Annotated in this window: 22 protein-coding genes and 2 tRNA genes; 8 read left to right on the top strand and 16 right to left on the bottom strand. The window is 66.6% G+C overall.

Translation table 11 applies throughout. From position 1 onward, the window contains the following. Positions 1 to 108: 108 nt before the first annotated feature. Both IG171_RS07665 and IG171_RS07670 read right to left on the bottom strand, forming a co-directional pair. A complete protein-coding gene (locus IG171_RS07665; RefSeq protein ID WP_212131105.1) occupies positions 109 to 2,145 on the bottom strand; it encodes an NADPH-dependent 2,4-dienoyl-CoA reductase in 2,037 nt (678 codons plus the stop codon). Positions 2,146 to 2,987: 842 nt separating this feature from the next. Then, a tRNA-Gly gene (locus IG171_RS07670) sits at positions 2,988 to 3,061 on the bottom strand. 277 nt (positions 3,062 to 3,338) lie between these two features. Here IG171_RS07670 and IG171_RS07675 point away from each other — a divergent pair. Together IG171_RS07675 and IG171_RS07680 are read left to right on the top strand one after the other, a co-directional pair. Beyond that, a tRNA-Pro gene (locus tag IG171_RS07675) sits at positions 3,339 to 3,412 on the top strand. Positions 3,413 to 3,827: 415 nt separating this feature from the next. Then, on the top strand, positions 3,828 to 5,171 hold the full coding sequence (locus IG171_RS07680; RefSeq protein WP_212131106.1) for a tyrosine-type recombinase/integrase: 1,344 nt from the start codon (positions 3,828 to 3,830) through the stop codon (positions 5,169 to 5,171). 3 nt (positions 5,172 to 5,174) lie between these two features. Here IG171_RS07680 and IG171_RS07685 read toward each other — a convergent pair whose 3' ends face one another. Further along, positions 5,175 to 5,489 (bottom strand): hypothetical protein, encoded by a 315-nt coding sequence (locus IG171_RS07685; protein ID WP_212131107.1) that lies wholly within the window; start codon positions 5,487 to 5,489, stop codon positions 5,175 to 5,177. Beyond that, positions 5,486 to 7,204 (bottom strand): FtsK/SpoIIIE domain-containing protein, encoded by a 1,719-nt coding sequence (locus tag IG171_RS07690; RefSeq protein WP_212131108.1) that lies wholly within the window; start codon positions 7,202 to 7,204, stop codon positions 5,486 to 5,488. Before IG171_RS07690 ends, IG171_RS07685 begins: the two co-directional genes overlap by 4 nt. A gap of 152 nt (positions 7,205 to 7,356) precedes the next feature. On the opposite strand from IG171_RS07690, the gene IG171_RS07695 reads away from it, so the two are divergent. Continuing rightward, on the top strand, positions 7,357 to 7,689 hold the full coding sequence (locus tag IG171_RS07695; RefSeq protein ID WP_212131109.1) for a hypothetical protein: 333 nt from the start codon (positions 7,357 to 7,359) through the stop codon (positions 7,687 to 7,689). 4 nt (positions 7,690 to 7,693) lie between these two features. On the opposite strand, the gene IG171_RS07700 is transcribed toward IG171_RS07695, so the two are convergent. From IG171_RS07700 to IG171_RS07710, 3 genes are all read right to left on the bottom strand, one after another. Further along, entirely contained in the window at positions 7,694 to 8,446 is a 753-nt protein-coding gene (locus IG171_RS07700) for a hypothetical protein (protein ID WP_212131110.1), read from the bottom strand. A 119-nt stretch (positions 8,447 to 8,565) separates the two neighbouring features. Then, complete coding sequence (locus IG171_RS07705; RefSeq protein ID WP_212131111.1) at positions 8,566 to 9,171, bottom strand: hypothetical protein; 606 nt, start codon at positions 9,169 to 9,171, stop codon at positions 8,566 to 8,568. A gap of 74 nt (positions 9,172 to 9,245) precedes the next feature. Continuing rightward, on the bottom strand, positions 9,246 to 10,160 hold the full coding sequence (locus tag IG171_RS07710) for a hypothetical protein (protein WP_212131112.1): 915 nt from the start codon (positions 10,158 to 10,160) through the stop codon (positions 9,246 to 9,248). A gap of 134 nt (positions 10,161 to 10,294) precedes the next feature. Here IG171_RS07710 and IG171_RS19025 point away from each other — a divergent pair, with 134 nt between their 5' ends. The 4 genes from IG171_RS19025 to IG171_RS07725 are packed head-to-tail and all read left to right on the top strand — an operon-like array spanning position 10,295 to position 13,582. Then, a complete protein-coding gene (locus IG171_RS19025) occupies positions 10,295 to 11,233 on the top strand; it encodes a hypothetical protein (protein ID WP_249204180.1) in 939 nt (312 codons plus the stop codon). Then, the gene (locus IG171_RS19030) at positions 11,211 to 12,296 is read left to right on the top strand and encodes an N-6 DNA methylase (protein ID WP_249204181.1); all 1,086 of its coding nucleotides are present in this window, start codon (positions 11,211 to 11,213) and stop codon (positions 12,294 to 12,296) included. The genes IG171_RS19025 and IG171_RS19030 overlap by 23 nt, the downstream gene beginning before the upstream one ends. After that, entirely contained in the window at positions 12,293 to 13,357 is a 1,065-nt protein-coding gene (locus IG171_RS07720; protein ID WP_212131113.1) for a restriction endonuclease subunit S, read from the top strand. The genes IG171_RS19030 and IG171_RS07720 overlap by 4 nt, the downstream gene beginning before the upstream one ends. Before the next feature lie 3 nt (positions 13,358 to 13,360). Continuing rightward, entirely contained in the window at positions 13,361 to 13,582 is a 222-nt protein-coding gene (locus tag IG171_RS07725) for a helix-turn-helix transcriptional regulator (protein ID WP_212131114.1), read from the top strand. Between the two features lie 88 nt (positions 13,583 to 13,670). Here the strand turns inward: IG171_RS07725 and IG171_RS07730 are convergent, their stop codons facing one another. After that, the gene (locus IG171_RS07730) at positions 13,671 to 17,993 is read right to left on the bottom strand and encodes an FtsK/SpoIIIE domain-containing protein (protein ID WP_212131115.1); all 4,323 of its coding nucleotides are present in this window, start codon (positions 17,991 to 17,993) and stop codon (positions 13,671 to 13,673) included. Beyond that, positions 17,993 to 18,703 (bottom strand): nuclease-related domain-containing protein, encoded by a 711-nt coding sequence (locus tag IG171_RS07735; RefSeq protein ID WP_212131116.1) that lies wholly within the window; start codon positions 18,701 to 18,703, stop codon positions 17,993 to 17,995. Before IG171_RS07735 ends, IG171_RS07730 begins: the two co-directional genes overlap by 1 nt. A 951-nt stretch (positions 18,704 to 19,654) precedes the next feature. Between IG171_RS07735 and IG171_RS07740 the strand changes: the two genes are divergently transcribed. Continuing rightward, the gene (locus IG171_RS07740; RefSeq protein WP_212131117.1) at positions 19,655 to 19,831 is read left to right on the top strand and encodes a hypothetical protein; all 177 of its coding nucleotides are present in this window, start codon (positions 19,655 to 19,657) and stop codon (positions 19,829 to 19,831) included. Positions 19,832 to 19,905: 74 nt separating this feature from the next. Here IG171_RS07740 and IG171_RS07745 read toward each other — a convergent pair whose 3' ends face one another. From IG171_RS07745 to IG171_RS07770, 7 genes are all read right to left on the bottom strand, one after another. Continuing rightward, positions 19,906 to 20,790 (bottom strand): hypothetical protein, encoded by an 885-nt coding sequence (locus IG171_RS07745; protein WP_212131118.1) that lies wholly within the window; start codon positions 20,788 to 20,790, stop codon positions 19,906 to 19,908. Then, entirely contained in the window at positions 20,787 to 20,981 is a 195-nt protein-coding gene (locus tag IG171_RS07750) for a hypothetical protein (protein ID WP_212131119.1), read from the bottom strand. Before IG171_RS07750 ends, IG171_RS07745 begins: the two co-directional genes overlap by 4 nt. A 10-nt stretch (positions 20,982 to 20,991) precedes the next feature. Then, on the bottom strand, positions 20,992 to 21,120 hold the full coding sequence (locus IG171_RS19250; RefSeq protein ID WP_283091852.1) for a hypothetical protein: 129 nt from the start codon (positions 21,118 to 21,120) through the stop codon (positions 20,992 to 20,994). A gap of 124 nt (positions 21,121 to 21,244) precedes the next feature. Further along, a complete protein-coding gene (locus IG171_RS07755; RefSeq protein WP_212131120.1) occupies positions 21,245 to 22,039 on the bottom strand; it encodes a hypothetical protein in 795 nt (264 codons plus the stop codon). A gap of 91 nt (positions 22,040 to 22,130) precedes the next feature. Next, on the bottom strand, positions 22,131 to 23,438 hold the full coding sequence (locus IG171_RS07760) for a DNA methyltransferase (protein WP_212131121.1): 1,308 nt from the start codon (positions 23,436 to 23,438) through the stop codon (positions 22,131 to 22,133). A 39-nt stretch (positions 23,439 to 23,477) separates the two neighbouring features. Continuing rightward, complete coding sequence (locus tag IG171_RS07765; RefSeq protein WP_212131122.1) at positions 23,478 to 23,696, bottom strand: hypothetical protein; 219 nt, start codon at positions 23,694 to 23,696, stop codon at positions 23,478 to 23,480. A gap of 54 nt (positions 23,697 to 23,750) precedes the next feature. After that, a complete protein-coding gene (locus IG171_RS07770) occupies positions 23,751 to 24,815 on the bottom strand; it encodes a hypothetical protein (RefSeq protein WP_212131123.1) in 1,065 nt (354 codons plus the stop codon). Positions 24,816 to 24,817 lie beyond the last annotated feature (2 nt).

Below are 24,817 nucleotides of genomic sequence, written 5' to 3' on the forward strand. Positions count from 1 at the left end.
TTCAGCACAGACATACGGACCCGGTACACCCCTGCGCACAGGCCCCATCCAGCCGCGGACCGTCTCAGTCAGCAGCCGATTGGGACAACCCGTTGGTGTGTGCGTCGCTCACAGGTCGGCGGCGAGCCTGGTGCCCTGATCGATCGCCCGCTTGGCATCGAGTTCGGCGGCCAGCTCGGCCCCTCCGATCAGGTGGGCGCGGATACCGCGGGCACACAGCTCGTCGTACAGTCTCCGGTTCGGCTCCTGCCCAGTGCACAGAACCACATTGTCGACAGTCAGCAAGCGCTTGTCACCGCCATGGATGAAATGCAGTCCTTCGTCGTCGATGCGCTCATACTCGGCACCGGCAATCATGTCCACGCCGCGATGCTTCAGTTCGCTGCGGTGGATCCAACCGGTCGTCTTGCCCAAGCCTGCACCCAGCTTGGTGGTCTTCCGCTGGAGAAGGGCCACCGTGCGTGCCGGCCGCGGACGTGTCGCGGTGGCCAGGCCGCCGGGTGTCGCCGTGTCGCCGCTGATGCCCCACGTATTCAGGAAGGCCGAGACGTCGCGGGCCGGGTCGGCGATGGCCGGATCGCTGAGGCTGGCGTCTGTGAGGTATTCGGCGACATCGAATCCGATTCCGCCCGCACCGAGGATCGCAACCCGATCACCAACGGGTGCCCTGTCTTGCAGCACATCCAGGTAGCCCAGAACCATCGGGTGATCGATCCCGGGCAGCTCGGGGATGCGCGGGGTGACGCCAGTGGCGACCACCACTGCGTCATAGCTGCTCAGCTCATCAGCTGTAGCGGCGGTGCCGAGCCGGACATCGACTCCGGCCGACACCAGCTGGCGCCGATAGTAGCGCAGGGTCTCTTCGAATTCCTGCTTGCCGGGAACCTTCCTGGCGACGTCGAGCTGGCCGCCGATGCGGTCGGCGGCGTCGAAGAGGGTCACCCGATGGCCGCGGCGGGCAGCGTTCAGTGCGCATGAGAGGCCGGCCGGGCCGGCACCGGCCACTGCGACGGTCTTCGCGGTGCGGGTGGGCCCGAGGACCAGTTCGGTCTCGTGGCAGGCGCGAGGATTCACCAGGCATGAGGTGGTGCGCAAGGAGAACGTGTGGTCGAGGCAGGCCTGGTTGCAGCCGATGCAGGTGTTGATGGTCTCCGGCATGCCGGCAACGGCTTTGTTGACGAAGTCGGGATCAGCCAGGAAAGGCCTGGCCATGGAGACCATGTCAGCATGGCCACTTGCGAGCAGCTCCTCTGCTTTTTCAGGGGTGTTGATGCGGTTGCTGGTGACCAGCGGGACGGTCGTCTTGTCCATGAGGCGCTTGGTGACCCATGCATAGGCGCCGCGCGGCACGGAGGTGGCAATGGTCGGAACCCGCGCCTCGTGCCAACCTATTCCGGTGTTGATGATGCTTGCGCCCGCCTGTTCGATGTGGTGCGCCAGAGTGACGACCTCTTCGAAGGTCGAGCCGTCGGGCACAAGGTCGAGCATCGACAGGCGATAGACGACGATGAAGTCCTCACCGACGGTCTCCCGCACGCGCCGGACGATCTCAATCGGGAAGCGCATCCGGTTCTCGTAGCTGCCGCCCCAGTCATCAGTGCGCTGGTTGGTGCGTCGGGCGATGAACTCGTTGATGAGATAGCCCTCAGAACCCATGATCTCCACACCGTCGTAGCCTGCGAGCTGCGCCAGCCGGGCGGCTTCTGCGAAATCGGCGATGGTCTGCTCGATCTCTTCGGGTGTCAGTGCGCGCGGGACGTGCTCACTGATCGGCGCCTGCAGGGGGCTCGGTGCGACGAGATCGGGGTGGTGCGCGTAGCGGCCGAAATGCAGGATCTGCATAGCGATCCTGCCACCGGCAGCGTGCACGGCGTCGGTGACGGTGCGGTGGGCGGTCGCGTCCTGCTCGGTGGCCATCATTGCACCGCCCGGATACGGTCGTCCCGCCTCGTTGGGCGCGATGCCGCCGGTGACGATCAGCCCAGCGCCCCCGGCAGCACGCTCGGCGTAGAAGGCGGCCATCCGGGCGAAGCCGTCCGGAGCCTCTTCCAGACCGACGTGCATCGAGCCCATCACGACTCGGTTGCGCAATGTCGTGAAACCCAGGTCGAGCGGTTCCGACAGGTGGGGATAGTGAGCGTTCATGTCCGACTCCAACACACTAGTCAACAAATTGATTATTGATCATAGTAGCTACATGTTGAGAGCATTGTCCAGGGGTGCGCGTCAGTACCGTAGGCGTCCCGAACGGTCACCCTGTCGAGTCCAGGTCGCCCCATGTGCGCCGACCCGTTTCGCCGCAGATGGGGCGACGGCACGAGATCAGAATGGCCGACCAGCTTCTCCAGCTGCCGATCCGGCTCGCCCTCAGTCGCTCAGACCCGCATCGATACCAGGAAGAAGGCCGACTTCACCCGGCGAATCCGATGGTGCTCGAACGTGCAGCCGAGTCCACCCGCAACCGGCGAAATCCCAGACCAGGTCATGCTCGACGGCACCCGCTTCAACGGATGGCGCCCCCTCATCGGCCGCATCCGACCCCGGTGGCGGCAGCCGTCGATGGCAACGGGCCTCTGACGGCCCTCGTCAAACGAATCCAGCCGAGGACTCGAATCCAATGGCGTCACTCCCGCATCCGACAGGCAGCCCACCGGCGTCTGTCCGGCATCCTGCTCTGACTGTGAACAGGGAGCCCCGCGGCCCATTCGAAGCGCTGTCGAGAGTGACCGATCTGGACGTCGCCGCGATGTGGACGGACGCGTTCACCAGTCCGGAAGCGATTTGGGAGTCTTTCCGCAAACTGCGAAGGCGCACCACGACGGCGCAGGGACGTTGGAGAACCGTACTGACGGGACGTACCGCTTATCCGGCACTGCCCATACCCACTTTTCGGACTGTGTCCCGCTCCATCGGTCGAGGAGCGTCGGCCAGACTGAAACGCCTTGGGCCGCGACTCGTCTGTCAACGATGTCGCGGCCCAAGGCGATTGGAGGGGATGACGGGAATCGAACCCGCACCATCAGTTTGGAAGACTGAGGCTCTACCATTGAGCTACATCCCCGTGGTGCGAGATCGACTATAGCCGAGTCTTCCCACCACCGCCAAATCGGCCTTTCATGAACTGCATCACACCGGTGGCAGGCGTCTTGCGAGAGCGGCGACGAGGCTCAACATCAGGCGCGGCCCGGCCCGACCCGGTCACACGCCACGCGTCCGGCCGAAACTCCCCACGCACGGCAGTACGCCGGCCGACCGATGTGAAGTGCCTCGCATCGGCCGGTCTCGCCCCGACCCGAGGTGCATCTGCCGACTCGGCTGTGGTTAGATAGAGGCCGTCGCGGGATGTGGCGCAGCTTGGTAGCGCATCTGTTTTGGGAACAGAGGGTCGCAGGTTCAAATCCTGTCATCCCGACGATCACCAGCCGCCCGGAGAAAGCTCTCCGGGCGGCTTCTTCATGCCCGGAAACAGCCCGTCATTCTCCCCGTTCGAGGCTCTGACCAGCACGGACATGTGCCTGCACGGGTTTCTGGAACAGGGCTCGACCATCTGTGCACACGCGGTGCTCCCCAGGTCGGATCCGTTCTGGCGACACCTGCGCCCGGTCGGGGTTTCTGGCACGGTCTGTTCCGTTTACTCCACAAGGCGCTGTCGGCCACCCCCTGATGCCCTGCCCGCGACGAGCGCAGCGATCCGCGTCCTCGCAGGTCGCAAACGCCGCACGGGGCCGCCCACATCGAAAGTGGAACGGTATTCCCCGCATTTCCGTATTGATGGAACACCTCATTCTCGCGTCCGAATACGCGCACATAATAAGGAGTATTCGAGCATGGCCAGACCAGCATTGAAACCGGGCGATTTCGGCAAACGCTCCGTATCTTTCAGACAGAAGGAGAATGCCTTCGTCGCCAGCGTCCGATACCGCCGCCACGACGGTGACACCACGCGCATCCTCGCCCGAGGCCCCGATGAGGACACCGCCCTGCGACTGTTGGAAGAGAAGGCCTCCCGCGTGCGGCTCATGGATGAGGACCGCGCCCTGACCCTCTACCAGGCCGCGCACGAAACCATCGACCACCTGGAGGTCGCCCGCGAGAAGCTGCGCCCGCAGACAGCCACCTCCTACCGGGGAACGCTGGAGCGACACCTGCGCGACCACCCCTGCGGCCGCCTCGACCCCCGCACACTCACCGTCCCGCGCGCCCAGGAGCTCATCGACACCACGGCGGAGGCAGCGCCGAGTCAGGGCCGCATCCTGCGCATCATCCTCCGCAGCACCTACGACCGCCTGCTGCGCGTCGGAGTCATCGACCACTCCGCCGACAACATCTTCGCCCACACGCTGCCGCCGCTGGAGAAGAAGGCCAACCCCATCATCTTCCCGTTCGAGGACATCCCCGACCTGCGCGCCGGTCTGCGCTCCTGGGCCTCCGTGCGCACCTCCGGGCCACCTCGACCGACTTACCTCATCGACCTCATCGACATCATCCTGCTCACCGGCATCCGCGTCGGCGAAGCACTGGCGCTGCGCTGGTGCGACATCGAATTGCCCGCATCCGCCCTGCGTGAAGCACCCTGCCAGCCGCAGAGCGAGGAGGCGGCAGCGCTGCCCTACCCCGGCGAACAGGCGAAGGCCGCGCTCACCGTCAACGGCACCCTGCTCCAGCAGCGATTCCACGGACGCATCCGGCAGGAGATGCCGAAGTCAGACACCTCCTGGCGGCGCATCATCGTCTCTGAGACCGTCATGAACATCCTCATCAGCCGCCACCGACTGGTCGCCGGGATCTTCTCAGGCGGCAGTCCGTGGGTGTTCCCCAACCGGGACGGCACCTCGCCCATCCTCATCCCGTCCATGTCCCGCAGCTGGAGACAGGCACGCGCACACGCGGGCTACCCCGACCTCACCCTCCATGCCCTGCGGCGGACACTGGCGACCTACCTCGACGAAGCCCTGGCCGAACGCGGCGGCCTCGAAGTCGCCCGGCGTGTGCTCGGCCACTCCTCGGCGGAGATCACCGAACGGCACTACCGGGCGAAGACGGCGGCATCCGTGCCCGATGTCAGCACGATCATGGAACGGATCCTGTCCACCGGCGTGCAGATGCCAGCACCGAGCGCCCCGCGATCAGGCGGAGCGCTGGAAGCACTGCTGGGAGAGGAGGCGAGCTGATCCTCAGCGGTCGGATGCAGCGACAGGTGCCCGCTGGCGCATCCGTCTGGACCTCGCCACCAGGAAGAGCGTGGCCAGCGCCAGCGGGCCGTTGACGATGCCCGGTGCCGCCACCCAGAACGCGCCGGTGAGCACACCGTAGATGCCCCAGAGGGAGGCATTCGCCAGCAGCGCCACCTGCATCCACACCGACACGCCCGACAGGGCGGCCACGTCCTCGCGCTTGCGCCACACCAGCAGCGCCTGCGGGACGAAGAGGATGAAAGCCGTGATGGAGGCGGCGAAGCCGACGACCTCTGCCAGCAGTGCCTGCGTCACGGCGTCTCACCGCTGGCAGCATCGGCGACCGACTTCCGCGCGCTGCGGGAGCGCTGGAGGTTCGCGTACTCGAAGGCGCTCATCCGCTCGCCGGTCTCCGGGTCGGTCATCGCCTCATCCTCCATCTTCTTCCGGCGGGAGACGGTATCGGAGCCGCGCTCATCATCGACCGACTCGTCCAGGCGCGGGATGTACTTGTCGATGAGCGCAGGCGTGGGCCGGACCTGCTCGGTGCGCGGCACCCCGAGGCCGTCGAGGTAGCTCGTGAGCGCGTCCGTGTCGGCGTAGAACGACTTGAACACCGTCGCCGGTGCCCCATCGAGCTCGGCTGCCCCCGTGCCGCGCGAGGCGGCCCGGTCGGCGACGATGTTCTTCGGCACAACCGGCACCTGCTCGTGGTCGTTGAAAATCAGCTTCCGGTTGTTCTCCGTCGGGTTCGGCCCCAGCAGCACGCGGTGGCCGAGGTTCGTGCGCAGGGCGGTGTCGATGCCGGTGTTCACGCTGGCGATCTGCGTGGAGATGATGAGGCGGAAGCCGACGAACCGCAGCTCGGCGGCGATCTTCTTCACCCGGTTCTTCAGCATCTCCTTCTTGAGGTTGATCTCCTCGGCCTCCACCCGCATCGGGTGGTCCTTCTTCAGCTTCGGCACGGCCTCCATCGCGTAGAGGCCGGTGACCTCATCGACGATGATGAACACCAGCGGCATCGTCGCACGGACGCCCTCCGGCAGCTCCTCGATCTTCTTGGCCCCGTGCTCCTTGAAGATCGCCGCCCGGCGCGAGCCCTCCTCGTAGAGGTAGGCGATGGTGGCGACGATCTCGTCCAGGTTCTCGCAGCCCCAGCCGTAGCGGCGCACGAACGGGCGGCACCACTCGAAGTCCACCGCCTTGTCCGGCAGGTCGATGATCGCCAGTTCATGGCCCCGCGACAGCAGCGAGGCGATAATGTTGTTAAGCGTGACGGATTTTCCGGCACCTGAGATTCCGCCTATCTGCGCGTGCCGATCCGCGAAGTCGATGATGAACGGGCTGCCCGTCTCCTGGCCCGGCTTCGGCAGCCGCTGGCCGATCACGAGTTCGGTGTCGCCGCGCTCAGGCTCAGTCATCGGGTACGGGATGAGACCGGGGAACGTCGGCGGGTCCGAGGGGACGATCCGCCCGGTGAGCGTGCTCGCGTTGATCTCGACGTACCAGCCCTCCTCGCCGATGACCGTCTGGGCGACGTCCTCGATCTTCTCCAGGTGCTTCGAGGGGATGTAGGAGCTCGGCAGGCGCAGCGAGTAGCCGCCGTCAGCGGTCGGGGCGACCTGCACCTCCCACGGCTTCGCGCCGATGGCCGCAGCGATGGAGTCCCTGGCCCGCTTCGTCTCCGGTGCCAGCTTCGTGAGCACCGCACGACGATTGAACGGATCGAACTCGGTCAGGAAGAACCCCGGATACTGGTCGGCGAGCTCGGCATCGAACTTCTTGCCCTGCCCCTCCGTCACCGACGACGGCAGGGTCACCCGCATCCGCTCCCCGCCCTCGACGGCAGAGACCTCCGTGAGGGCGACCCGCTTGACGATGGACGCCTTGGCCTCGTCCATGTCGATGCTCTCGACGACCCAATCGGCCCCCACCTTGTCGGCGATGCGCTTCTCGAGTGCGCTCATGTGCTTGTTCGGGTCGAAGTTCGCAGGCAGGGGGATGCGGGCGCGCTGCGTACTCTCAGCCATCGCAGGTGTCCTCTCAATCGAATGTGCGGAATGCTCTCGACAGGACACAGGGGATCGAGCCCGCCCCCGCAGCGGCATCTGCGGGAAGGCGCGAGGGGCGTCATGCGTTCTGCTGACACGAGCGCGAACGAGCGTGAAGGGTGGGTGGACCGATGCAGCTCTTCGAGTTCCTGCGCACCACCGGCGCGATCCCGCCGGAGGCCACACACCTCGAACTGGCCGAGTACGGGCGCACCGGTCAGGCATGGCGGCCTTGCCGACAGTGCGCCGGGCAGGGATGGGTGCGAGCGTTCGAGGCCGTGGCCGGAGGCCGGTGCTTCCCCTGCGGCGGGTCCGGGAGGATGCCGGTCACGACCATCAGCACACCGCGCGTGCTGGAGGCGATCAGCCTGTGGGAGGACACCTACGGCGGCAGCGGGACGGAACCGGAGGCGGCAGACGGGCAGACCCCGGACCCGCGCAACGGGCCGGGGTCTGGTGCGTGAAGGCTCAGATCACCCGCATGGTGGCGAAGAAGGTCTCGAGGTCGAGGATGTCGGCCACCCCGTGCTCATCGAGGAGCACCACAGCGTCAGTGTCACCGAAGACGCACCGCTCACCGTCCGAGGTCGGCGACCATGCCGGGCGTCCGGCGGGATTGCGCGCGGCCAGCAGTACGCGCCCGTCGGAGGTGGCCACCTGCGTGCCGCAGGCGCGCACCTCGCACTCATCGGCCCCCGTCAGGGCAACATGGCCGGAGTAGATCATGTCCTCCAGGCTGTCGATGTCCGGGCTGATGTAGGTGTGATCGGTCGAGATGACGCAGAGGGTGTCCTCGCCGTCCTGGAGGGAGACTGCCCGGTCGAGGGCCGACTGGTCGAGCTCCGGCAGCGCGGACAGCGAGCGGAGGGTGGCGAACACCTCCGCCTCATCGTGGGGGTCATCCACCGGCGCGACGACTTCGATGCTCAGGAGGCAGTGGCGGGAGTGGCCGTGCGGGCCGATGGCCCACTCGTGCAGGTGGTCCTGGTCGAGGCCGATATGCACGCGCCCGGAGCCATCGTCCAGGGCGGTGATGGCGAACGCCGCCGAGTCGAACCGGGAATAGGCGGCCCCCAGCTTCACGGACAGGAAGCCCTGGCGCACCAGTCGCTCATCATCGGCAAGCGCGGTCATCGGCAGTCCGACGTGCCAGCGGACGCCGAGAGCATCGGCCTCGCTCGGCTGTGCGGGTGTGGGTGCGAGTGCGTCGGTGGACTTCATCGCGGGCTCCTCATCGGCTCGTCTGGTGCTCGCCTGCCCTGTCGGAGGCCGGGCGCACGTGTGCGCACCTGCACATCGCTGGCAGGACTGTGCATGACTGCACAGGGGAAGCGTGCGTCTCAGGCGCTCAGACGCTGACGATCATCGGCCAGCATCGCCAGCCACCGCTCCACCTGGCGCAGAGCGCGCAGGAGCGCCGCCTGCGCGCCGTCAACAGCATCGACGAAGCAGTCGCAGACATACTCGAAGTCGGTGCCCGCGCCGAAGACGAGATCAACCTCAGAGGATGCCTCGCGGGCCTCATCCAGGCCCGGATCGCCGACCAGCAGGTCAGACTCACCCATCTCCTCGATCAGCTCGTCGAGATGGGTGAGCGTGGACGCCCACACGGAGTCATCGGTGAAGTCGCCATCACGCTCATCGGGAGCGGACCGCCGGATGCGGTTCAGGCGGGAGATGCGGGCCTTCACCCAGGTGCGATCCTCCACCAGTCGGTGCATCCGAGACGGCAGCTGGCGGACATTCGAGTAGCCGAGGATGGACAGGAACTCCCGGTTCGACTTCGCCTGATGCAAGGCGATGGCCGTGCCGTAGTGGAAGCGGTAGTAGTCGATGAGTGCGCGATCCTCGGCGACACTCAGATCGAAGTGGCGACCGAGGACATCCGTGAGGGTGGAAGTCTGCTCGAGGGTGAGTCGTGCGGTCTGTCCGGTCGTCTGCGCCATCGTGTGCTCCTCGCGAGTGTCAGGGTGCGCGGCTTGCTCGCCCACCCTGTCGGAGGAGAGGCCACCCGACCGACTCAGGTCAGCCGCGCGGCCACGGCGGCCAGCGTCTCCTCGGAGATCGAATGCGTGCGGATCCCGTCATCGAAGCCGCCGGACTGCCGCCCCTGCAGCTCATCGACGGACGGTGAGGACATGAGTTCGAGCAGTTCGGCGGTGCCGTCGCTCCCCTCGTTCACCGCATTCTTGATCCGCTCGCTGGCGGAGAGAAGATCGGTGATGGAGAACTCCCCGTCGGCGATCTTCTGGACGGCCAGCAGCATCCGCGACAGGCGCACCTGCGGCGTTGACACCGTGACGGCATTGATCGCGTCCTCCTCGTCGTCGCCGATGCCGAGGACGCTGGGCGAGGTGGAGAAGCCGGACGGGCGCACGTCGATGTTGAGGCAGCGGTCTGCGATGACGCCGGAGTCCCCGACCGTGCGGTCCCAGGAGTCCCGACGCTGAGCCCACTCCAACTCGGAGACCTCTTCGGGCCAGTCCGTCTGATCCTGGTAGTGCCAGTCGGCCCAGCCCTGTGTAGCGCAGAACGCCTCGAACGCCTCGCGGATCTCATCGCTGTGGCCGAGGAACGCCTTCGCCAGCAGCCTGCCGTCAGCAGGATCGCGCAGGAGCGAGACCGAGAACCGATGGGCGTCATGGAAGGTGTCAGACGGCGAGAGATCAGCCTCCTGATCAGCGAGGACGCGGATGGCTGAGACCCACGGGTTCTGCGGCGTGTAGAGCCGCGAGCCGTCCCGCCTGCGCACCGGCATCCGAGACCGGTCACCATGCAGCGAATAGTCATCAGCCAACTGGCAGGCCGTGCGCGCCAGCACCTGTGCATCGGCGCGCAGCCTCGCAGGCAGGATCGCCGCCCGCAATGGTGCCACGACCTCGAACGGGTCGGTGCCGACCGGCAGGCGGTAGGCGTCATAGATCTTCGTGCTCACAGGATGCGCTCCTCATCGTCTCGGCAGTCTCGTGCTCGCTGTCGGAGCGCGGGTGTCGAAGTAGGTTCGGGCCTGGTCGGTCAAGTACTGTCATTGTTAGATATTTGATGCAATCAGCGAGTGAGAGTGTTGCTATGGGGAACGAGAAGAGCACCGACCAGTTCGTACGCGACATGCTGCGCGAGATCGGCCACCTCAGACCGTGGGAGCAGAGCTGCTCCGACGCTCCCGCGTACATCTACGAAGCCCTCGAAGGCGCATCCAAGTCCGATGGCTCCGGTCGGGGCAAGCCCGAGTTCGTGATCGAGTCCGGCGAGTTCATCGTCGTGGTCGAGGACAAGGCACGGTTCGAGGATTCACTGCTGCTCGACGACGAGGGCCGTGTCGCCCTGGACGTGCCATCTCGGGTCAGGTATGCGCTGAACGGTGCCGTGCACTACGCGAAGATCTTCGCTGAGAAGACCAACAAGAAGGTCTTCGCGGTCGGCATCGCCGGTACGGAGAGCCACTACGACATGACGGTCGCGTACGTTGCGCCGAGGCTCGAGCCCAGGGTCTTGGACAGGCTGGAGACGCTCACGCCGTTCGCGGCGGAGAACATCGACGAGTACTACCGCGTCGCCGTGCTCGGTGAGCTTCCTCGCGAGGAGCGCGAGGTCCGCGAGATCCGCAAGGTGGCAGCGAACCTCCACGAGGGAATGCGCAACTACGCCTCGCTGGAGAACGAGAACAAGGCGACGCTGGTCTCAGCGATCCTGCTGGCGCTCAAGTACCGACCCGAACTGCTCGACGACCTCGCCGGTGACCAGCGCAACGGATACCGGGACGGCGAGAAGGTGTACAACGCCGCGAAAGAGTTCTTGGAGAGCCCCGAAGCTGACCTCGGGCCGAAGCAGAAGATCGGGATCATGCTCGATCGATTCTCCTTCATCAAGCGCCACGTGCTGCTGAATCAGCGGAACCGCGATCTCGGGAAGACACCGCTCCGGCACTTCACGGAGATCCTCGATCACGAGGTCTTCGAGGTCGTGTCCTCACTCGGCGTTCGACGTGCTGGGGAACTTCTACGGTGAGTTCGTTAAGTACGGCGGCTCCGACGGAAACTCGCTGGGCATCGTGCTCACACCGCACCACATCACAGACCTCATGGCCGAGCTGATCGACGTGAACAGCGACGACGTGGTGCTTGATCCGACTGCAGGATCAGGCGCATTCCTCATCGCGGCGATGCGCCGCATGTTCGCCGACGCGACCACGCGGTACGACCAAGACCCCGCGCTCCTCGCTGAGCGCCTCGACGAGATCAAGAGATTCCAGCTGCACGGCGTCGAGCTCCAGGACAAGCTCTTCGCAGTCGGGACGACGAACATGATCCTGCGCGGTGACGGTAAGGCGAACTTCCAGCGCCGAAGCTTCTTCGACTGCACGCGGGATGACTTCTTCCCGTACAACCCCGAGCGCCCCGAGCGCTTGGAGAGGTTCATGAAGGTGCTCATGAACCCGCCGTACTCGCAGTCGAAGGACAAGACGACTCGGCACCTGTCCGAGCTGTCATTCATCGAGCGGGCGCTGTCACAGTTGGAGGCCCGAGGGCGTCTCGCGGCGATTGTCCCGCAATCGGCAATGGTCGGGAAGACCAGGGAGGACAGGGATCTCAAGGCGAAGATCCTGGGGCACCACACGCTCGATGCCGTCCTGACGATGAACCCGGACACGTTCCACGGCGTCGGTACTCACGTCGTGATCGCGCTCTTCACCGCTGGGGTGCCGCACCCTGAGACGAAGAAGGCGACATTCGTGAACTTCAAGGACGATGGCTACAGGGTCCACCCGCACGTCGGCCTGGTTGACGACGGGCGCGCTGCTGATCGGCGAAAGCACGTGCTGGAGGTCATCCGGGACGGCGTGCCCGACGACACGGCGTTCGTCGTGCGCTCTGAAGTTACGGCAACCGATGAGTGGCAGCACAGCTACTTCTACTTCAACGACCAGCCACCGAGCTATGAGGACCTCTACGCGACAGTCGCGGACTACGTGACGTGGCGGGTGGACATGCACACCCACGGTCGCGGTGAACTCATCACGCCGGGGACGGAAGAAATTGAGTCTGAGATCGGGGGAGGTGTCGACGCATGAGTGCATATGATGACTTGAGGTTTGCCCCCGAACTGCTCACCGATATGTTCCGCATTCACGCTGGTTCTGGTCGCGCAAAGCAAGAATCCGGGCCGATACCTTACGTGGCCGCCTCCTTTCAGAACAACGGCATTGTCGGGTATGTCGACGAGGAGAAATATCCAGGTGGGTGGCTGTCCTTCGTTAAAGACGGCGACGGAGGCGCTGGCACCTGCTTTTATCAGCCCGCTGCGTTTTGGCCATCGAATCATGTGTTCGGCCTGGAGCCGTTGGCGGAGGATGTGACCGAACCTGCCCTGATCGTTATGGCGGCGACAATTACCCATCAGTGCTTCCCCAAGTACAACCGTGGCTTTGCCGCAAACAGCGGCCGACTGTCGCGTCAGAAGATCATGGTCCCTGTGACGACCAGCAGTTCCGGCGAGCAGGTCGTCGATTGGGAGGGCATGACTCGGCTCGGTGAAGAGCTGATGGCCCAAGCGATCACACACACGCACAGCGCTCGTACGTCTGACGACGCCGACGCCGACGCGGACCTTCCGGATCTTAGGTTCGAGCCGATGCTGATCACGGATGTGTTCGAGGCGATGAAGTCGTCGTCTGCGTGGTATGACAAGACCAAGCTTCGTCAGGGGCAGGGTGTTTTCCCGTTCGTCTCCCGGACTAAAGTGAGCAATGGCACGGATGGGTTCACCGCGCGACAGGAGAAGTCGCCGGAGCCGGGAGGTGCGGTGACGATCGGTCTGGATACCCAGACGATCTCGTACCAGCCGGTACCGTTCTACACCAGTCAGAACATTCAGGTTCTTCGTCATCCGAGCCTCGACGAGGACAACGCCCTTGTGCTGGTGTCTTGTCTTCGTGAGCAGATGGGAAAATTCAGCTGGGGCGGTAACGGCGCAACCCTGGGGCGTCTCAAAGCGACCCGCATCATGGTTCCCGTGACGGTCAACGACTCCGGTAACGAGGTCATCGATTGGGAGGGCATGACCCTCTACGGGAAGATCTTGCGGGCACGTGCTGAACGACGGCTGTCCGCATCGGCAGCGGCATCGGGGTGACTCATGAGCCGGCCTCCGGGACGGGCCAAGGGCTTCGGGAAGAGCGTGCAGACGGCCCGACTTGAGCGCGGGTGGTCGCAGGACGAACTGGCCGAGAAGGCAGGAGTGTCCCGCCCCACTGTGTCGCGTGTGGAGCTCGGCCAAGAACCGTCAATGCGCACAGCACGCAGGCTCGCGACCGCGCTCGGCCTGTCCGTCGAGATCATCGGCGGAGACGACGCATGACTGCAAGCGTCTTCCAGTAAGACGGGTGCTGGCGCAGTACCGGCCATGTTCTCCGTGTGCGGATTCTCCTCGGGTCTATCGGAGATGATCAGAAGGTCGGCAGCGTCTTCGTCCGCTTCGGCTGCGGCACGGCGAAAGCATCCGCATCGGCGCTGGCGCGCGTGCGCGTCTTCGGCGCGGAGAATGAATCCCCGCCATCCTCGGCGCGTGCGCGGCGGGACTTCCGCTTCGGCCTGCTCGGCTCCTTCGCGGCGAACAGGTCACCGTCATCGTCGATGGTCGGGATGTTCGGGACGAATGATCCGACCTCCATCCGGTCTGCCTCCGGGGTGGGCTCCTGATCGACGAGAGGGGCACTCCGGGAGGGTGCAGGCGGCTCAGGCTCAGCGGAGGTGACGCTCGCGCCTTCCTCCTCCGCTGAGGTGCTGTCCTCCTCTTCGGGCTCGGACTGATCCCAGTCCGGCTCATCGCTCGCGGTCTCGTCCTCCATCTCATCGGCCTCCGCCGGATCGTCCGCGCTCTCGGGCTCATCCCCGCCGTCTTCGCCGCCGATCTCCTCGGCGTCTTCGAGTCCCGCCAGCCAGTCATCGCCGAGGTCGAGGTCCAGGTCGCCCAGGTCTTCGACGACCGGCTCCGGCGGCAGCATCTCCACCGCCGGACCCTCATGGATCTGCGGCAGGCGCAGGTACGCCTCGTAGTCGATGACCTCATCGGCGGCCAGCGGCTCACGCACCGTGGAGATGAGATCGGCCAACCCGCGCTGACCACCGGGCTCGAACCAGATCTGGACCATCTGCACGCCCGCCTCGATGGACTCGTACAGGCCCCGCCCCTTGGCGACTGACTCCCCCAGGTCCGGCACGTCGTAGGGGTTGACCATGCCAGCGGCGGCCCGGTCGGTGTCCTTCGACTTGCCGAGCACGAGCGTGGACGTGTTCGTCTTCATGTCGTTCGTGCCCGCCAGGCCCTTCATCATCTCCGAGGTGATCTTCTGGGTTGCCAGCATCACCGACACGCCCACGCTGCGGGCCTCGCGGATGATCTTGCCGACGTAAACGGCGATCTCCTTCTTCGCCGCGTTCTGCGCCAGGATCCGCTCGCGCTCGGCCTCGATCTCCGGGTCCATCGATGATTTCGGCTCCGGGTCGAGCATGATGAGCGAGGTGAACTCGTCGATGACGACCATCATGTGCTTCGGGCGCACCTGCTCAGGCAGCTCTCGGTAGTTGCCGACCCCGTGCCGCATGTTCAGCTGCTTGCGCGGACCCACCTGCGCGTAGACGGCCTTGAGCATCGCTGCCAGGTGGAACAGGCCGCCGTCCTCGACTTCGATGTCGATGAAGCCGCGCGAGAACGGACGCAGGTACTGGAAGTCGGCAGCGCCCTTCATCGGGTCGGCGACGTAGAGGTCGTAGCCCTTCATGACCGCCGGGGTGATGATCGCCTGGAGGCCGACCGACTTGCCCGAGCCCTGCCCGCCGAGCACCATCAGGTGCGTGTTCTGCTTCACGTCGAAGACGACCGGTTCGCCGTCGAGTCCGAGGGAGAACGGGATCTCGTCGTCGCCGGTGGCGAGGATCGTGTCGGGGTCGTAGGGGGCCTTCGTGGGCATCGGGTTCTGGCGAGAGCACATGATGCGCGCCCGACCGGTGTCCTCGACCGGCTGGAGCTGGATGAAGCCGTACCCGGTGGGGCCGGAGAGCTTGTCGATGGCCTGCTTGATCCGGCGGGTGTCGAGGCCGCTGGGCAGGTCGAAATCGACGATCATGACCTCCGGGTTCTTCTCCAGCCTGCGGAAGCCCGCCAGCGTCGGCGTCATGCCCTCGGAGTTGCGCACGCCCGCATCCAGGAACGCCTGCTCCCAGTCCATGACCGCCAGCTCCTCGTCGATGACCTCCGCATCGACGAGCGTGCAACGATCCGGGTGCGCGCCGATGACCAGGACGATGACGTCCCCGTCCTCCCCCACGCGCAGGTACTCCGAGCCCAGGTGGCGACGGATGATCGAGGACTGCTTGCGCACCTCCGCCAGCGTCACCCCGCCGTGCAGGCGTGCCCACGCCCGCCACAGGTGCGCCGGGGAGTCCGGGGTGGACAGGGGCTCGACGGCGTACACCTGCGGGTGGGCGAGCTTCGCGGCGGTGAATGCCTGCCGCAGCTGCGCCTGGAGCACCCACAGCGCCGCCGTCTGCCGCCGGTCGGTGTAGGCGGGCTGGGGCGGGAGCACATCGGGGCGCGAGGGCACCGGACGGCGCGAGTAGCGCACGGCCACGCCCATCGGGTGGCGGAAGCCGGGCCGGTCGGCCTTCGTGTCCGGCATGTAGTCCAGCGCGGCGAACGGGGCTGCCGCCAGCACCGAGGACAGGGTGGCCTCGGTCTTCATCACATCGGTCAGGGACTGATTCTGGCGGGCGACGAACGCGCGCTGCTCGATCTCGACACCGGTCGCCAGCGTCCGCGTCATCGACGCCTCGTGCCGCATGGACGGCACCTTGCCGGGATTGTCGTCGAACAGCCGCGCCCAGCGCGTCGTCCACTCGTCCTCGTCGATCAGGCGCATGATCGCGTCCTCGTCCACCGGCCTGCCATCGGAGAACGAGGCATCGTCTGCGAAGGCGAAGCCATCGGAGTCGAAGCCGCCGACGATGAGGTCGCCTGCGCGCATGAGGGCGCTCGCACCGTAGGCGTGCGCGAGCCCGTCGAGCCATTCGGCGCGCACGACCGCCGGTGGCACGCAGGTGGGACCGGCCACTGCGAGGCTCGCGCGCCAGCACGCCCAGAATCCACCAGGAGCGCTTGAAAATGCCTCGACGGACTCCGGGTGCGGATCGAGGGTGTCAGGCCCGTCCTGTCCATCCTCCGAGCGCTGAGGGGCATTCTCTGCGCCAGTCACCCCGGACAGATCGCCGATCTGGGCGAGATCGACGATCTCGGGCGCTCGTGCGCCGACCTCCACGGCGTGCATCCACAGATGCGCCCGCAGGACCTGATAGACGCATTCGAGGCCCAGGCCGGGATCGGCCAGCGAGAGATCATCGGGTGCCTCGATGTACTGGAAGCGCGTGCCCGACTGTGTGCCCGGCGTCGGGGAGCCCGTCTGCGGGTCGATGTCCGGGCACGCGGCGAACGCGCCGACGAATCCCAGCGGTCGCTGGCCGACCGTCTCGTCGATGAGCTTCGGCTGATCGAGCACCGCCTGGATCGACAGCGCCTGGGGCAGGTCGAATGTCGTCACCGACACGGGCGGCTGGTCCTGTAGCGTGTCGATCTGCTCGAAGCCGACGACCACCGGGTGAGCATCCCACTTCTTCATCCGCGCCCAGCGCGAGGCCCACACAGCGGTGTGCAGCACCAAGCGGATGCGCTCGGCCTCGCTGGCGGCGGCGATGGCCGGTGTCGGGGCCTCGTTCGCGGGCCAGGTCACGACACGGAAGAGGTTCGGGTGCGTCGAGCCGGGGATGTCCTCGCCATTGCCGTCCTGCTGCGGGTGTGGGATGACGGCAACGGCCTGGGAGCCGCCGATCTCGGCGACGACCTTGGCAGGCTGGCGGATGATCTCGCCCGCCTGCCGGGTCTCGAACGTCGTGACGGTGAAGAAGCCGTACTCGCGGTAGTCCTCGAGGTGGGCGCGGACCTTCATCGCCTCCCAGCGAGGCTTCCACAGCTCCCGCTGCGCATCGACTTCGCGCCAGTGGGCCAGCGCGGGCCGCCGGGTGATGAAGAACCACACCAGGCCGCCTGCCAGCAGACCGCCGGGCAGGAACGCCCACAGCCCCAGCGCACCGGCAGCGGTGAGCACGACCGTGCGCGCCAGCCACGTCCCGGTGAGGACCGCCGCCAGGACGGAGGCTGCTGCGGCGGCCGCGCGGGAGACCGGCCCCGGCAGGGCCACGAAAGACTCGCGCACGTCCGTGACCGGCTGCGAGCCGAACTCGGAGCGGGTGGCCCGCCAGGCGGCGTCGAAGCCTGCGGCCAGGCCATAGGCGCACCAGGCGTTGACGATGAGCGCGGCCAGGGTCGCCGTCGGATTCTCGGCCAGTAGACCCATGAGCGGCTGATGGATCGACAGGGCGGCAGCGGCCAGGCCGATGAGGCTGATGACCGCAGGCGGCCAGCCGGGCAGCCACGCGCGGGTCGGCACCAGCGCCTGCACGCGCAGCTCGGACCAGAACCGGTAGCGCAGCAGCTTCTTCTGCTCGCGCCCCAGCGGGGTCGGGTACCCCATCGGGTCCTTCGGCCCGGTCAGCTCCGGACGCACGGAGAAGAGGCTGATGACCACCAGGGCGAGACTCGTCGCGGCGAAGACCGGCACGCCGAACCACCCGGTGACCAGCGCCAGGGACAGCGCGGGCAGGAGAACGAGTGCGGAGTAGTCGCGGCGGTTCGCGGGAGCTCTGCGCTTGCCAGCCATCACGCCTCCCCCGATCCGGTGAACTTGGACGTGATCGAGGACGTGGACGCCTGTGCGGCGCGGCCCTCCTGTGCGGGTGCCGCGCCGCTCGGCTGGATGTGGGCGGCGGCCTGCTCGGACAGGAAGCGCCTCAGCACCGCCTGCTCGATGAGCGTGTCTGCCCGACCGGAGGAGGCAGCGCGGCGCAGGCGGCGGGCGATGCGGCTGCGCCCGATGACGTACTCGCTGCCGCGCGGGCGGAAGCCGATGGCGCGCACCTTCCCGCGTGAGGGCCAGATGGCCAGCAGGCAGCGCACCTCGAAGTCCTCGGCACCTGATGCGCGCAGAGCCTTGACCACGACCGAGCGGGCTATCTCCATCGTGTGCTTGTCCGGGTAGGGGAACTCGCTGAAGCCCCGGCGGGTCTTCCCGCCCAGCGTCCACAGCACGCCCGGCGCGTAGACCTTCGCGTCGATGACCCACACGGTGCGGTCGGTGATGAGGATGTGGTCGATGTTCGCGCGCAGTCCGGGGAGCATCACGTCATGGATGACCGTCGGCCCGTCGGTTCGCTGCGCGAGCTCATCGAGGATGTGCGCAGTCGCCAGCTCTCCCCTGCGCCCCTGCTCGGCGACCTGCGCGTTCGCCGCCCACGACGGGGCATCCTCCAGGCTGCCACCGGCGACGCCGAAGATGCGAGGGCCGGAAGGAACACGATGGTGACGAGACATGGTGCCGCTTTCGTCCAGGACTGCTGACACCACGACACAGGGGAAGCACCCGGCCCGACTCCGGCACGAGTGGGTCAGCAGGCGCACCAGCACCCCGCACCACACCACGAGACCCCGCCACTATCCCCATCCCACACCACCGGACTAAACCCGCAAGCCTCTCACCAGCACAAACACTCAGCGGGAAGGCCGGTGGGATAGACGTGGGATAACGGTTTCGGGCTTCTCACCTGCGGAAACTCTCTCTACTACTACTACTATCCCTATAAACTAAAATATATATATAGACCCCCTCACCCCTCTCCTCTCCCCCATCTACCTATACCCCCATATAGGCGTTGTACTCCGGGGGATAGGCCAACTTGACAGCCCGTGATACACTGGACCCGCAATAACGCACAAGGGTTCTTGATACAAAGGGTCCAGCGTACCCCGCGAAACCCCAAGACCACCCCCACCGAACACCTCCGAACACACCCCCGAAACTCCCTCAGCACCACGAAATGAGCCCCCGCAGCGCCGCGAGGGCTCATTTTTGGCCGCACATGCTACAATGCTTCCGTCGAGTGTGCGAGCTTGTGAGTCAGACTCGACGGAAGCATTGTAAAACCCACACCACCGAAAACCGCATGAACACCACCCCTCCACACCCCCTGGAGGGGCCGATTTTTGCCCAGATTTTTGCCCACACATGCTACGCTCCAGTTGCGAGCCTGCGAGGTACGAGTCAGTATCGCTGCTGGAGCGTAAACCCCACCCCACCGAAAACCGCACGGACGCGACCCCTCCTCACACCGACGTGAGAACACACCCGACCACCGCGCAACCGACCCCCACTCCCCCACGACAACCACCCCGCAGAAGCGCTCAGCGCGCCCATCCTCGGCCAGGCTTCCCCTGTTCTCCGACAGACAGTGCAGTGCACAGTCGGAACGAGACAGGAGCGAGAGCATGGCCGCGAAGAAGGATCAGAGCCACTGGGAGCGGATCGTCGAATCCGGTCAGCGCTACGTTGACCAGGACGACCGACAGAGCATCAATGACTGGCTGGAAGGATGGGGCGCGATCTTCTGCGGCGCAGTCCTCATCATCTTCATCGCCACCATCGCCTACAGCGCGATCTTCTAGCGCACCGGCGACACGCGAGAGCCCCGCAGGCGTGCGTCTGCGGGGCTCTTCGCTGTTCGGACATCAGGTGCCGCTCAGCAGGCATGTGCAGGCACGTCTGCTGCCGCCTGCCGCAGGGCCGTCTCACCGAAGAACCCGCGCACCATCGAGTCCCTGGACATGGGCACACCGCGCCTGAGCCAGCTGCCGACGAAGTGCTCGGGCACCCCCAGAGCCTCCGCCAGCGCCTGCGGCCTCATCCCGGCGTGCGTGAGAACGCTTCCGAGCACAGCGCCGTCGATGCGGCGACCGGTGCCCTCCGTGCGCTCGGCGATGGTGTTCTCGATCAGGCGCACAGCCTCCTCCCCCAGCAGCGTGCGCACCTGCCCGGCCCGCAGCGGCGGCACCCCGCGAATGGACCAGTTGTGGATCGTCGAGGTGGCGGTCTCGAGTGCGTCGGCCAGCTGCTGGAGCGACTTCTCGGCGCGTTCGCGGGCAGCGGCGAAGACATGGCCTTCGATGGCGAGGTCATCGGGCGTCCTCCCGGCAGCCTCGTCCTCGCGGGCGCGGGCGAGGGTGTCTGTGCCGAGGAGGCCGATCACCTCTTCGATGCGGGAGACGGCCACGCCGTGAGTGGCCCAGCTCTTGACCGTGCCGGGCGCGACGCCCAGCGCCTCGGCGACCTGGGAGCGGGACATTCCGGCTCGGGTGCGGGCGATCTCGAAGACGCCCGCATCGATGCGCAGATCCTTCCGTCCGACACCAGCCGCCGCGTCTGCGCGCGCCTTCCTCAGCGCGTTCTCGCCGAGGAGGTCGATGACCTGCCCGGCTCGCGGTGCAGACACGCCCCGGATCGTCCAGTGCTGCACGGCGGCCCTCGACAGGCCGCAGGCGTCGGCGACCTGGCGGAGGTTCAGACCCGCGTGCGCGCACGCGAGTGCGAAGACTCCCGCGTCGATCCGCCCGGCGTCGGCACTCACCGCGCGCCCGCCTCGACGGCCCTCCAGAAGTGTTCGTGCTCGATGTGCTGGATGTCCCAGGTGCCGCCTGCGAGGTCGTAGAGGTGGTCGGTGATCGCGTGGATGTCGAACTCGTGGCGAGTGGCATCACCGGCCTCGATCGCGTCGATGACGTACTGCTCTGCTTCGGTGCGGGTGTCGATGGTGGGCATGGGCGTCTCCTTATCGGGTGGTGGGGTCAGTGACTGCGAGGTCCGCGAAGGTCACGTCGTTGAAGCCGGTGTCGGTGAAAGTGGTCTCATCTGCTGCGGCGTAATCGTCGGCCCAGGTCTGCGCGAGGGTGCTGACCATGATGATCCTCCGGTGCGTGCGGGTCTCGATGCTGTCAGATGACCTGTCGGAGGCCGGTGCCGGAGAGCGCGAATGCGCCGGGCCTGCGGATGGGCAGACCCGGCGCATTCGCTCAGTGTGAGGATCAGTGGATGACGATCTGCGTCTTCGTCTTCCCCTGCCACTTCATGGCCTTGACGAGGCTCTTCTCGTACATGGACACGCACCCGGCGGTCTTCATCGACTTCGTGTTCGCGTGCAGGAAGATCGCCGAACCCTTGCCCGCCTTCCGCGCCTCGTTGTAGCCGATGACCTGCGAGTACTTGTACGGCTTCGGCTGGTAGAGGGCCTCACCCCGGTAGCCCTTCGACTTCCGCTTCATGGTGTTGTAGCCCTTGGCCTTGGACGCCTTGCCATCGACCCACACATGGTCGCGGGTGACCTTCGTCCACTTCTTGCCCAGACCGGGGTTCTTCGAGGTGCCGAACCCGTCGCGCAGCCAGTACACGCCGGTGGGGGTCTTCCCGTCGCCCTCGCGCTTCTTCGAGGTGACGCCGTTGTAGCCGAGCTTGCCCGCATAAGCACCGCCGTCGCGCACGTAGCGCTTGCCGGACTTCTTGCACAGGTAGATGTTCGCGGTCGTCTTCGTCTTCTGTCGGACCTCGATGACCTTCGAGGCGGTCACGCCCTTCTTCTTCTCGATGCCGGTGCAGTACGTGACCTTCTTCTTCTTCGGCTTGGACGAGCCACTGCCACCGAGCTTCACGCTCGCCTGAGATGAGCCGGTCAGGGCCGCCTGCGCCTGAGTCTGGGCCGTCGCGCTCGTGTGCGCCTGGGCGGGCTGTGCGATCCCGCTGCCGAGGACGAGTGCGCCGCCGAGCGCGAAGGCGGACAGGCTGCGCAGCAGCGTCATCATGCGGGGGCCGGTGGTGGTGGGCATGGGATGAGACTCCTTCTCCGTGATGCCATCGGCATGTCCGACGGCGACTGGCCGAACTGTCGGAGGAGGCTCACCCCACCCCGCCGCGCCGCTATGCCGGTGCGGCGGCTGAGCGGAGTCGGCGGTGTATGAGATCAATGTAGTCCGCCTCGCGCTCGATGCCCAGGCTGGCGAACCCTTCCATCTGCGCGGCTTCGAGGGTGGTTCCGGAGCCTGCGAACGGGTCGAGGACGGTGCCTCCCGGCGGGGTCAGCAGGCGGACGAGCCATCGCATGACACCCAGCGGCTTCACGCTCATGTGCCGAATGGTCGATCCGTCCTCGCCCTGGACCCTCGGGCGTTCAGAGGCGCGAGCCTTCGGATGGTAGAGGTACGGAGCTTCGGTGGCGGTGAAGAAGCGCGATGGGCCTCTCTCGGGCGTGGGCGCACCGTCATCGAGGCCGCCGACCGGGCACGCGGGTGCGCAGACCTGCCCGTCTGCCCCGTGCTGGCAATCGGCGGCGTGAGTGAGGACGACGTTGGCCGGGTGGCGGCCACGGCTGCCGTCGTAGTCCTTCTTCGGCACCGTCGAGTAGTCGCCGTAGACATGATTGCCTCCGGGCGTCGTGCCGTAGTGGGCGTGACGGTTCTTCACCGAGGATTCTTCGAGGTCGGCCGCCGAGCGGTGCGCCACGCGGCAGGCGTCGGTGTTGAGCGCTCCCGTGGAGTGGGCGAGGACGTTGCGGGCCACGGAGGTCTCCGCCAGCGGCTTGCGGGCGAGCACGATGGGCTCATGGGCAGGCTTGAGTCCGGTCGTCCACCCCTGCCAGCGCTGGGCGTCCTCAGCGGTGGGCCGCCAGTGCCTCCGCGTCGTTGTCGCTGTCTTCTCCGCCATGATGTCGTTGACCTGGTGCGTCAGCGTGTACTCCTCGCCGTCGCCGGACTGCTCGGTGGCTTTCAGCGAGGCGGAAGACGATCCGCCCAGCGTCACCTGCGCTTCGACGGCCTTGGCGACATCCTGCCTGTGCGGCATCCCGGAGCCGTAGAGCCACGCGAGCCCGTCGCGGATCTCGAATCCGGCCAGGCGGACCGACATGCCCATGAGGTCGTAGGTGCGCGAGCCTGCGAAGGCGGCCAGATGGCCGCCGGGCTTGAGGATGCGAAAGCACTCGTCCCACAGCGCCGGTGGCGGGACGAAGGCGTCCCACGGCAGCGACATGAACCCGCGCCCGGCGGGCATGTGCTCGCGGTCACCACCGGCCCACGCCGCCAGCGTTTCGATGACCTGGGCGGGGCTGGTGGCTGAGAGCCCGTAGGGCGGGTCGGTGATGATCGCGTCGATGCTCTCGGACGGCAACGTGCGCAGGTGCTCCAGTGCTTCGGCATGGATGACGGCGGGGGCGGTGTCGGCAGTGCTCATGCATAGGCACAGGGGCTCGGACTCTCCCGCGCACCGGCCTCAGAACAATGCGGCACCGAGGCTGTGCGCGAGGCTGGCCAGGGCTTCGTCCGTCTGCCCGTCCAGCACAGAATCCACAGAGTTATCCACGTCGCTGTCCCCACCAGCGTCCGCATTGTGGATGACACGGCGGGCGTGAGCGATCTGCTCGGCGTCGAGGTCGATGCCGTGATCTGCACGCAGCTCGGCGGCAGTGATCGTCGCCCACCAGCCCCGCATCTGCGCGCAGGCGTTCGGTCAGCGCGGCAGCCGCACTGCTGCGCGCATCGGCTGTCACCGCCTGTCCCGTCGCTTCGTGACCACGCCCGGCAGGTCGTGCGCATCCTCGACGCTGACGACCGTGATCTGCCGGTTCTCGCCATCGGCGAGGTAGATGTCGTCGGTGCGGGTGCGCCCCTGCTCGTCTGTGCGGGTCGTGTAGCCGATGATCTGATCGGCGCGGGCGGCCCCGACAGCCTTGCGGGCCTCATGGGTGCGCTCGTCGTGGTGCCATGCGGGGGTGAGCGCGGGTGCCTGCCGCCCGGCCCGGACGCGGTTGTCGAGGTCGATGAGGTCGAAGTGCTCATCGGCGGTGCCGTAGTCACCTTCATCGGCGGCGCGCTGAGCTGCAGTGAGCACTCGAGTGCGCTCAGCCTCGCCCATCGGCTCATGGCGACTCGCCAGCGCGCGGTCCTCCTCCCTCCGGTGCCACCACGTCACTGCGAGCTCGCGGGTGTCGCGGTCGCTGGGCGCGTAGGGGCCTGCCATGCGCTCTTCGAGCGTTTCCATCTCGCCCGCACCGGACACGTCGCCGATGGATGCCGGTGCCCACGTCTGGATGTGCTCGCGCGCCCTCGTCGGATCGCCGGGAGTGTCCTCGCTCAGCGTCGAATCCCCCGTGTTCGTGCCGGGTGCCTCGCGCACCGGGCCGCCGAGGGCGATCTCGGCTGCCGCCCGCCCGGTGCCGGACTCGGCTCGCGGTGCCGAGTCATCGCGCACCCATGAGCGCAGACCGCCTGCGTTGCCGTCTTCGAGCACGGCGACCCCGCCAGAGCCGCGCATGACCCATGCACGGTGGCTGCTGGTGTCATCGAGCTTCACGTAGGCCAGGGCTCCCGGCTGGAGCTTCGGCAGGGTCTTCTCGCGGTCGCCGAGGACCGTGATTCCCGCCCGATAGGCGATCCGGTCGGCATCGGCCCCTGCCTGCACCTGATCCTCCGGCTCGGGGTCTGGCGAGGCGAAGCTCTCGGTGTCTTCGAGGAAGGACACCTCATCATCGGCCACGGTGTGGGCCTTGGCCGCGAACTGTCCGGGGTTGCCCGCCTGCCCCACTTGACCCTTGCGGGTGATCTTCGTCATCG

Origin of the sequence: Brevibacterium sp. SMBL_HHYL_HB1, assembly GCF_018208375.1 — a bacterium.
Taxonomy (GTDB): domain Bacteria; phylum Actinomycetota; class Actinomycetes; order Actinomycetales; family Brevibacteriaceae; genus Brevibacterium; species Brevibacterium intestinavium.